Raw genomic sequence first — 9,683 nt, 5'->3', positions numbered from 1 at the left:
GATGCTCCGAGACGGAACCTTCTACGAACCGCGCCTCTCCTAAACAACCGTCGCATGACCAGCTCAGGCTTGCCGAAGGACATAGAGGCACCCCCCCGGCCCATAGCTGCTGAACGACGAGACCAGACGGCGAGCGCGTCATCGTCGTCGGTCTGCGAGGCATCTCCGCCCTCGGATCGGGCAGGACCGCGCCGCCTGAAACGTCTGCTCGACGGGATGGGTGAGTGGTTCACGAGTCGAGAGCGGTACGCAGGCTCGGATTCTGGGCGCGCTCACGGGGCGGCCGTCGCGGTTCATGCAGCGCGTGAGCCGGCCTCTGGGAAACGATCTTGATGTACGCGGGAAACGATCTTCGCTGGTGGGATGAAAACCCCTGATCAGCGCATTTCGTCGGTACCCCACAGATGAAGCGGGCCTCCCCGGTGACGGAAGTCACCGGGGAGGCCCGCTTCTTTGCGTCGATCGCGAGTGGGCGGATCGGATCGGCCGGTCGTTGCCTCTCTCACACCTCGGAGCCCCCTCGATGGCCGGTGCCGGTCGGCGAGGGGGCTTTCTCGTGAAGGCGATCTTCGTGTGTGATGCATCACTCAGGTGGCGGGCGTCAGGTGGCCGATCGGCGTCCACGTGCCGGACGGGTCGCACCAGGTGCCTTCGACGAGGTCGAAGTCGTTGCGGGCGCGGTCCCTCCGCGGGGCAGCCGGGCCTCCGACCCCGCTCCGGAGCCGGGAGATCGTTTTCAGACCGTTGTATCCGGTCCGCTCTCCGGCTTGTCGAAGCAGAGGCCGAGGACGGGTGCGGGCGGGACTTCGGGGCCGGGCGTGCCGTCGTCCCGGCATTGCGGTGACCGGGAGTTCGGGCCCGGATCGGGTGGTGTCATCATGATGCCGACGTCGGACGTGGCCGTCGTGACGGCGTAGAGGGCGGGTCGGATCAGGTGTCGTGTTCGGTGGCCCGGTGCACGGGCAGGCGACCGCGGTTCAGCGCTGCGCGTGCCGACGGGGATCACGTGGTCCCGGCGTCCTTGTTCATCGGCTTATGACGGGTTGCTGCGCCGCCGTACTTCACGGCCGGGCGTGAACCCCCAGGGCGGTGCCCGATCGAACACCCGCTGGTCGATCGCGGGTGAGGCCGCTTCTTCTTCTCATTCCAAGGTCGCAAGCGTTGCCGGGCGTCACGAATGCCCGTCCGAAACAGGAGCCGTCGTGGCACTGAACATACGCAGATCCAGAGCCGCCGTTGTGGCGCTCACCGCGGCGATGGCCGTGGTCTCGCTGGGTCCGGCTTTCCCCGCGGTCGCTGCCGGGTACACGGCCACGGCCGGCCCGTGGAGCACGCCGGTCGCGTTGACCGGGGCGGGCGGCCGGCAGAGTCTCATCGACGTCAAGGTGGCCGGCGACGGTACTGCGTTCGCCCTGTGGCGCGACCAGGCCGCCGACGCCGCCACCTGGGAATTGCGGGTCGCCGTCAAGCCGGCCGAGAGCGGCACGTGGACCCCTGCGCACACGCTGCTGACCGACACCGGAAAGAACGCCGAGGCGCTTCTGGCCGTTACCGCCGACGGGCATGGCGTGGTGACCTGGCGGACCGGCGATGGCACAGACGTCGTCGCTGTTGCCGCCACGTGGGACCCGGCGGCCGGCCAGTGGTCGGACCCGGCGACGCTGGCGACCTGGCACGGGCTGGACATGTCCACACCCCGCCTGGCCGCGGCCGCCGACGGCACTCTCACCGCCGTGTGGGATCAGGGCGACGGTTTGCGGAACTACCAGCTGATGGCTTCCACCCGGGCACCGGGCGCCCAGGCGTGGTCCGCACCCAAGCCGCTGGGCTCCGTCTCCACGGCCTCTGTCCAGGACATCGCGCTCGCGGTGGCCCCCGACGGGGCGGCGACCGCGGGCTGGGAGGAGTACGACCAGTTCACCGGCGAACGCATCATTCGCACCAGTACCCGCCCCTCGGCCAACGGCACTTGGAGCGGTGCCGCGGTCCTGCCCGGTTCCGGCAGCCCGTCCGGCGACGTGCAGGTGACGATGGACGCCAAGGACAGCACCACCGTCATGTGGGGGAACGGCGGGGACCTGAAGTCCACCACCAGGACCTCCCCGACGGGGAGTTGGAGCGCCCCCCAGATCGCGGTGGCCGACATCGAGGACGGCGACAACAGCGGCCCGCTGACCGCCCCCAACGGTGACATCACCTATGTGTGGACCCACTGGAGCGCCGGCGCCGGCACACCGATCGTGCAGGCCGTCACCCGCACCGCCGGCACCCGCACCTGGTCCGCGCCCAAGACGCTGTCCACCGGCTACGTCGAAGGGCAGGTCTCCGCTTCCATAGGCGCCGACGGGACCGTGCACGTCGTGTGGCCGCAGACGCCGAGCATCAACAACGGCAACGACCACTACCTGCAGTGGGCGGTCCGCGTCAACGGCACGTGGAGCAAGGCCGCCACCCTCGACAGCACCCCGGTCGCCGACGTCCCCGACGACGACGCCCTCACCGGCGAGGTGGCGGCCGGCCCCGATGGCCGGGCCACGGTGGTGTGGCGCAAGGCGACGTACGAGTCTTCCGGCAGGACCTCTCAGATGTGGGCCCAGTCGCAGACCCTGCTGGCAAAGCCGCAGATCACCGCGAAGGCCGCCGTGAGCGGGACGGCCCGTGCCGGCTCCAGGCTGACCTGCTCCGCTGCCTGGAGCGGGTACCACGCGACCGCCGCCTGGTCCTGGCTGCGTGACGGCAAGGTCGTCTCCGGTGCCACCGGAAAGACCTGGACTCTGACCTCCGCCGACTACCAGCACAAGGTGGCGTGCCGGATCACGGTCGGCAACGGCGCCGGCTCGGTCAACTCGACCTCCCCCGCCCTCGCCGTCACGGTCGGCCCTGCCCTGAAGGCCACGGCCGTCCCGTCCGTCAGGGGCACGGCCAAGGTCGGCTACAAGCTGACTGCGGTCCACGGCACTTGGTCACCGGCCGCCACTTCCTACTCCTACCGGTGGAAGCGCAACGGCGCGTCCATCAGCGGCGCGACCAAGTCCACCTACGTCGCGGCGAAGGCCGACAGGGGCAAGAAGATCACCGTGACGGTCATCGCGCACCGCACCGGCTGGACCAGCGGTTCGGCCACCACGAGGCCCGTCACCGTGCGTTGATCACCGGCCGGCGGGCCGGTCCTGGCGGCCGGGGAGCATGGCCAGGGCCTTGGAGCGCTGGGCGACGAGGTCGTCGTAGGTGCCGTCGCGCTCGGACCAGCGGTGCATGAGGACGCCCTTCACGAGGATTTCGCGGGGGGTGGGCTCTTGCGAGAGCAGTTGCATGACCTCGGTGGCGAATTCTCCGAGCGGCAGCGCGTGCGGGTTCACCTCTTCCTGGCCCGCCGTGGCGACGGCCGGGGGAACGAGCTCCACGACGCCGACGCCTGTGCCGTCGAGCTGCGCGCGCAGTGCCTCGGAGTAGGCGTGCACGGCGGCCTTCGAGGCGGCGTAGCTCGGCATGGGCGGGAACGGCAGGAAGGCGATGCCGGAGGTGACGGTGACGAAGGTGCCGGCGCCCCGCCGGAGCAGGTGCGGGGTGAAGGCGTCGACGACCCGGACGGTCCCGAGCAGGTTGGTGTCGATCGTCGTCTCCGCCGCCTCGAAGTGGGCGGGGTCGCGCAGGTCCTCCAGGAGCATGACGCCCGACATCGTCACCACGGTGTCCAGCCCGGGGTGGCGGGCGAGTGCCGCGTCACGGAGGGACGCGACGGAGGAACTGTCGGTGACGTCGACACCGAACGTGCCGAAGCCTTCTCCGGCGAGTTCCGCGAGGGCCTGCGGGCTGCGGCCGGCGACGGCCACGGTGCTGCCCGCGGCGGCGAATCGGCGGGCCAGCTCCCGCCCGATTCCCGAGGTGCCGCCGACGACGAGGACGGTGCGGTCGGAGAGATCCATGGCTTCTTCCCTTCAGGTCGGAGCGCCGTCGGCGTGCGAACCCGCGGCGCGGACGGTGCCACCGAAGTCTCGGCGGCGTCCGCGCGATGCGGGAGGGCCCCCGTCTTCCCTGGTCCTGCCAGGGCCCCCGCTGCGGCGGGTGCACCGCATTACGGTGGCGGTATGGGCCGTATGAGGGACGAGGAATCCAACCGGCTGGGCGGCTACCTCCGGGCCCGGCGTGAGCTGGTCTCCCCGGCGCAGGCGGGAATCCCGCCGGGCGGCAACCGCCGCGTGCCGGGCCTGCGCCGCGAGGAGGTCGCGCTGCTCGCCGGCATCAGCCCCGACTACTACCTGCGCCTGGAACGCGGCCGGGACAAGAACCCCTCGCCGCAGGTCCTCGAAGCACTCGCGCGCGTCCTGCAGCTGGACGACATCGAGCGGACGTACCTGCTCGGCCTCTCGGCGGCACGCCCGAAGGCGCCGCGCCGCCGGCGGCCCGAGCACGTGCCGCAGAGGGTGCACGAGCTGCTGGCGCACCTGCAGATCCCCGCGTTCGTCGAAGGGCGCGCGTTCGACGTCCTGGCCTCCAACCCCATGGCGGTCGCGCTCTCCCCGCGCCTGCGGCCCGGCGAGAACCGGCTGCGGTCCCTCCTCCTCGACCCCGAGGAGCAGGCCTTCCAGCAGGACTGGACAAGAGCCACCGCCGATTTCGTGGCCGCCCTGCGCACCACCATCGGGGACGACACCGACGACCCCCGGTTCGTCGAACTCGTCGGAGAGCTCGCCCTGTCCAGTCAGCGGTTCCGCACGCTGTGGGCCCGTCACGACGTCCGCGGCCTGGACGGCGGCACGACCACGGTGAACCACCCCGTCGTCGGTGAACTCCGCCTCCACCGCGACAAACTCGCCATCGACGACGTCATCCTCGTCGTCTACTACCCCGACAAGGGCAGCGACAGCGACGAGAGACTGCGGCTCCTCGCCGCGCTCCCACCCGCCGAGTCGGCCGACTCCGCCGGCACGTCACCCGACAGCGACGTGCCGGGTACCGGACAGCGGGCGGACGCCGCGCTCAGGCCACCACCCCGTCGATCGCCACCCGCAGGTGGCGGGGGCCGCGCAGGACCGGGTTGAAGCGGTAGGGGGGCGGGTCCTCCAGCAGGCGGGGGTTGCGGACGCGGCGGAACAGCTCGGTGAGGGCGATCTGGGCCTCCATGCGGGCCAGCGGGGCGCCGAAGCAGTAGTGGATGCCCGTGTAGAAGCCGAGGTGCTCGTTGTCCTCGCGGTCGGGGACGAAGCGGTCGGGGTCCTCGAAGCGCCGCGGGTCGCGGTTGGCCGCGGCGAGCATCAACCACACCGGGGCGCCCTTGGGGATCGTGGTGCCGGCGATGTCGATGTCGTCGAGGGCGGTGGCGATCGGGGCGAACTGGACGGGGGGCTCGTACCGCAGCACCTCCTCGACCAGCGGGACGATCAGGTCCGGTTCGTTGCGCAGACGTTCGAGCGCGTCGGGATGGCGCAGCAGGGTGAGCGTGGCGTTGCTGATCAGGTTGACCGTGGTCTCGTGGCCGGCGATCAGCAGCAGGACGGCGGTGGACACCAGGTCCGCCGGTGACATGGCGCCGCCGGGGCCGATGTCACGGGCCATGGAGGAGAGCATGGCGCCGTCGGGGTGGCGGCGCTTCTCCTCGATGAGCTGCCCCAGGTAGGCGCCGAGTTCGGCGCGAGCCTGCTGGGCGGCCCGCCGGCGCTCGGCGGCGTCCTCGCCGGGCCGCGGGTCGAGACCGGAGGCCGTGGTGTCGGCCCAGCCGTGGAAGCGGGGTTCGTCCTCGCGCGGTACGCCGAGGATCCGGCAGATGGCGGTGACGGGCAGGGGGTAGGAGAACTCGTCGACGACGTCGATCTCCTCCTTGCCCTCCAGGTCGTCGAGCAGACCGCTGACGATGCGGGTGAGTTCGCCGCGCATGTCGTACAGGAACCGGGGGTTGTGCGGGGGGCCGAACGGCTTCATCGCCGCGGAGCGCAGCCGGTCGTGCCGGGGCGGGTCGAGGTGGAGGAAGCTCGGCGGGAGCGCGGTGCCCTCCTCCTCGTCGGGCAGGCCGCCGCCGGCTCCCGGGGCGCGGTTGCGCCCGTCGTTGCTCAGCCGGGGGTCGTTGGCCAGGCTCCGTACCTCGTGGTACGTGCTGACCAGGTAACTTCCGTCGTCCTGGGCGGCGACGGGGGTCGCGCGCAGCTCCTCGTAGAGGGGGTACGGGTCGGCGCGGTTGGCGTAGTCGGTGATCTGCAGGGACATGGTGCCGAGCGGCATGGCGTTCTCCTGGGGTCCGGACGGTCCGGGGCCGGTGCTCAGGCCCGCGGGGCGACGAACTCGACACGCCGCTCGTCGGGCGAGTGGCCGGTCAGGGTGACCGTGGCGCTGTGGCTGGGCAGGCCGGGCGGCGGGAAGCCGGGATCGACGGGCTCCTGTCCCTCCGTGCGGCGGTCGACCGAGCGGTACGGCGGGGGGAAGGGCGCGGCGGCCTCGATCTGCTCCTCGTAGAAGCCGAGCCAGCGACCGCCGTTGAAGGAGACGGCGGCGATGACCCGGCCGCGGTAGCCGTACACGGCGACGAACCGGTCGTCGGCGAGGGCCCCCTGGGCGATGACCATCCGGTCGCCGAGCGTCGGCACGCCCGCGGACTTGATGTTGACGCCGAACGCGCAGGACCAGAACCTGGGCAGCCACAGGTGGGGGCGGCGGTCGGGTCCGGCGGAGACCATGTTGTGCGCCGCGATCCCGGCCTGCTCCACGGCGTTGCCCCAGTGCTCCAGCGACAGGAACTGGTAGCCGAAGAGCGGGTGCGGGCTGCGCGCCACGTCGCCGGCGGCGTAGATGTCGTCGATGACGATGCCGTTGACGTCGAAGACCCTGCATCCCGCGTCGCAGGCGATGCCGCGAGGTCCCGCGGCGACCCCGGAGCCGGCGAGCCATTCGGTGTTGCGGGTGGCGCCGAGGGAGATCAACGCGACGTCCACGTCCACCGACGAGCCGTCGGACAGATGGGCCCGCCGCAGCCGGCCCGCCAGGTCGCCCTCCAGGCCGGTGACGGTGACACCGCAGCGCAGGTCGACCCCGTTCCGCCGGTGCAACCGGGTCGCGACCGAGGCGACCACCCCGCCGAGCGCGCCCACCAAGGGGGCCGGGCCGCGCTCGGCGACCGTGACCTCCAGCCCCAGTTCCCGGCAGGCGGAGGCGACTTCGGAGCCCGCGAAGCCGGCGCCGACCACGAGGACGCGCCGGGGACGTGCGGCGAGCTTGCGGTACAGCCGCGCGGCGTCGTCCCGGGTGCGCAGCAGGAACACCCCGTCGAGGGCGGCCTGGTCCGGGTGGAACCAGGGCCGCGACCGGGCCCCGGTGGCGATCAGCAGCCGGTCGTACGCGAGGTCCTCCCCGCTGTCGAGGCGCACCCGCCCGGCCTCCCGGTCCAGGCCGGCGGCGGTGACGCCCAGCCGCCACGTGGCGTCGACGTCGCGGCGCCGGGGCAGCGCGGTCCCCTCGGCGCGCACGCGGCCGAGCAGCACCTGCTTGGACAGCGGCGGCCGGTCGTAGGGCTCGTACCGCTCGTCGCCCACGATCGTCAGCGACCCGGTGAAGCCCTCGGCGCGCAGCGTCTCGGCCGCGCGCAGTCCCGCCAGGGAGGCGCCGACGACGACGATGCGGCCCTTGCGGCGCAGCGCGGCGGTCTCCGTCTCAGCCGACACGGACCTCGACCCCCTTCGTCGGCTCGTCGGAGTAGTCGGTGAGGATCGCCTGGACGGGGCAGGCGGCCGCGGCCCGTTCGACCTGCTCGCGTTGCGTGGCGTCGAACTCCGGGGTGGACAGCAGGGCTTCCTCGCCGTGCAGGACGAAGACGTCGGGGGCGAGGAACGCGCACTGCGCGAATCCCTGGCAGCGGTTGAGATCGACGACGAGCCTCATCTGGACATCCACTCCTCGCGTGGGCCGCGTGGGCCGCGTGGACCCCGCTGTCGCGGGGGCCACCGGTCGTGGGTCCAGGATTTCCCCGGGTCCGGGCACCGGCAACGCGGGAGGGGCCGTCGGCGGGACGCGGACCGGCCGCCCGGCGGCCGCGCCGTCGCCGGCGGACAGGGTCAGATCATGGAGAGGTACTGCTCCACCGCGGCCACCTTGAACGGGCCCTTCACGTCGACGAGGCCGCCGGGGACGCCGTCCTGCGGCTTCAGGATGTAGCTCTGGGTGGCGCTCGGCCGCCACGGGTCGGAGAAGTCCAGCGCCGGGCCCATGCCGGGGTCGAACCCGGTCAGCTTGCGGTGCGCGGCGATGATGCCCTCCCGGCTGAGGTCCTTGTCGGCGCAGGCCTCCTTCAGGTCCTGGACGGCGACCGCCATGGTGTTGTGGCCGTTCTCCACGCCCTGGTCCAGCGGCTGGCCGGGGTACTGCTTCTGGTAGTCCTCGACCAGCTTCTCGATCTGGGGGGCGTGGTCGGTCAGCGCGGGGGTCGGGGCGACCAGGTGCAGCATGCTGAGCACCGCCGGCGCCGCGGGGCTCTTGAGCATCTGCGGGTGGAAACCTGCGGCACTGGACAGGAACGGGACCAGCAGGCCCTGCGCGGCGGCGCTCCCGACCGCCGAGGCGGTCTGCTCGGGGCTCGCGGTGATCAGGACGGCCTTGACGCCCGCGTCGGCCAGGTCGTGCACCTGCGCGCTCACGTCGTCCTGCTCTTCGGAGATCTCGCGGGAGACGAGCTTCAGCCGCTTCTCGTGGGCGACGAACTTCGCCCCGCGCAGGGCGTTGTGCCCGTAGTCGCCCTTCAGGTAGATGTAGCCGACCTTGTCCCCGTGCTTCAGGTCGTACGTGCTCGTCGCCCAGTCCAGGCCGTTGATCATGTCGATGTCGTAGGTGGCGCTGATGGTCTGCAGGGTGGGCTGGCCCAGGAGCGTCGAGGAGTAGCCCAGCGCCATCGTCATGATCTCGTCCGTCCCGATGTCGGACATCAGGGCGTTGATGATGGACGAGCCGAGCAGTCCGGGCATCGCCGCGATGGACGGCTCCATGTTCATGTACTGCACGACGGCCTTGTCCACGCTGTAGCCGTGGTCGCGGACGAGCAGCTTGAGCCTGCGGCCGCACACGCCGCCCGAGGCGTTCACCTGGTCCACGTACAGCCGCTCGGCCTGCAGCACCGAGCGGCCCAGCGGGGCGTACGGGCCGGACAGGTCGGTGAGGACGCCGAGCTGGATGGCATTCGGGGTGATACCGGGACCGATGGTCATCCCGGCCTTGTCGACCGGACCGTCGTCGGGTTTCGACGCGGCCTCCAGGCTGCCGCAGCCGGCCAGCAGGGTGACGAGTGCTGCCGCGAGGGCAACGGCGGAACCGAGGGGTTTCCGGGTCACGGGAGGTGCTCCTTGAGGGGGACGGGCGTCGGCGCCGACGCCGCCGGGAGAGCTCGGGACGAGCCGCTCGACCGGAGCCTCCATGGGAAGAGATCCCCGGCGGCCGGGCGAGGGTCGGGACCGTTTCTGGTCGCGGTTCCCAACCGCGGGGGTGCCGCACTGTGCAGCGCCACCGCGGAGACCGGTCACCGGCGGGCCGGGCGCGGTGCGCCGGCCGGGCCGCCCGGGGTCGACAGCGTGTTCGGAGACCTGCGGAGATCCCTGGTGACCTGCGGAGATCCCCGTCGGAATGGGTAAGGGTTGCGTCGGTTGCCTTCCGGGCCCGGTCGTGTGACGGGTAGAAACGCGTGAGGCCCCCGGACTGCCGCTCCCAGGGCA

At 71.9% G+C, this 9,683-nt stretch carries 7 protein-coding genes; 2 read left to right on the top strand and 5 right to left on the bottom strand.

Annotation, left to right across the window (positions count from 1 at the left end):
* The first annotated feature begins 1,202 nt into the window (after positions 1-1,202).
* Positions 1,203-3,149 carry a hypothetical protein gene (locus tag ACFYXS_RS20060; protein ID WP_389249841.1) on the top strand — a complete coding sequence of 649 codons (1,947 nt, stop codon included), beginning with the start codon at positions 1,203-1,205 and terminating at the stop codon, positions 3,147-3,149.
* On the opposite strand, the gene ACFYXS_RS20055 is transcribed toward ACFYXS_RS20060, so the two are convergent.
* Positions 3,150-3,926, bottom strand: coding sequence for an SDR family oxidoreductase (locus ACFYXS_RS20055; RefSeq protein WP_389249839.1), 777 nt, complete (start codon positions 3,924-3,926; stop codon positions 3,150-3,152). It abuts the gene before it with no gap.
* A 171-nt stretch (positions 3,927-4,097) separates the two neighbouring features.
* Here ACFYXS_RS20055 and ACFYXS_RS20050 point away from each other — a divergent pair, with 171 nt between their 5' ends.
* Positions 4,098-5,042 carry a helix-turn-helix transcriptional regulator gene (locus tag ACFYXS_RS20050; RefSeq protein ID WP_389249898.1) on the top strand — a complete coding sequence of 315 codons (945 nt, stop codon included), beginning with the start codon at positions 4,098-4,100 and terminating at the stop codon, positions 5,040-5,042.
* On the opposite strand, the gene ACFYXS_RS20045 is transcribed toward ACFYXS_RS20050, so the two are convergent.
* From ACFYXS_RS20045 to ACFYXS_RS20030, 4 genes are all read right to left on the bottom strand, one after another.
* A complete protein-coding gene (locus ACFYXS_RS20045) occupies positions 4,981-6,216 on the bottom strand; it encodes a cytochrome P450 (protein WP_389249837.1) in 1,236 nt (411 codons plus the stop codon). The two genes, ACFYXS_RS20050 and ACFYXS_RS20045, sit on opposite strands and share 62 nt — an antisense overlap.
* Positions 6,217-6,254: 38 nt before the next feature.
* The gene (locus ACFYXS_RS20040; RefSeq protein ID WP_389249835.1) at positions 6,255-7,649 is read right to left on the bottom strand and encodes an NAD(P)/FAD-dependent oxidoreductase; all 1,395 of its coding nucleotides are present in this window, start codon (positions 7,647-7,649) and stop codon (positions 6,255-6,257) included.
* Positions 7,639-7,866 carry a ferredoxin gene (locus ACFYXS_RS20035; RefSeq protein WP_389249832.1) on the bottom strand — a complete coding sequence of 76 codons (228 nt, stop codon included), beginning with the start codon at positions 7,864-7,866 and terminating at the stop codon, positions 7,639-7,641. Before ACFYXS_RS20035 ends, ACFYXS_RS20040 begins: the two co-directional genes overlap by 11 nt.
* A 173-nt stretch (positions 7,867-8,039) precedes the next feature.
* Positions 8,040-9,305, bottom strand: coding sequence for an ABC transporter substrate-binding protein (locus tag ACFYXS_RS20030; protein WP_389249830.1), 1,266 nt, complete (start codon positions 9,303-9,305; stop codon positions 8,040-8,042).
* Positions 9,306-9,683 lie beyond the last annotated feature (378 nt).

Source organism: Streptomyces sp. NPDC002574 (assembly GCF_042889545.1).
Classification (GTDB): domain Bacteria; phylum Actinomycetota; class Actinomycetes; order Streptomycetales; family Streptomycetaceae; genus Actinacidiphila.
The sequence above is the reverse complement of the archived record's forward strand: the minus strand, read 5'-3'. Positions and strand labels throughout refer to the sequence as shown.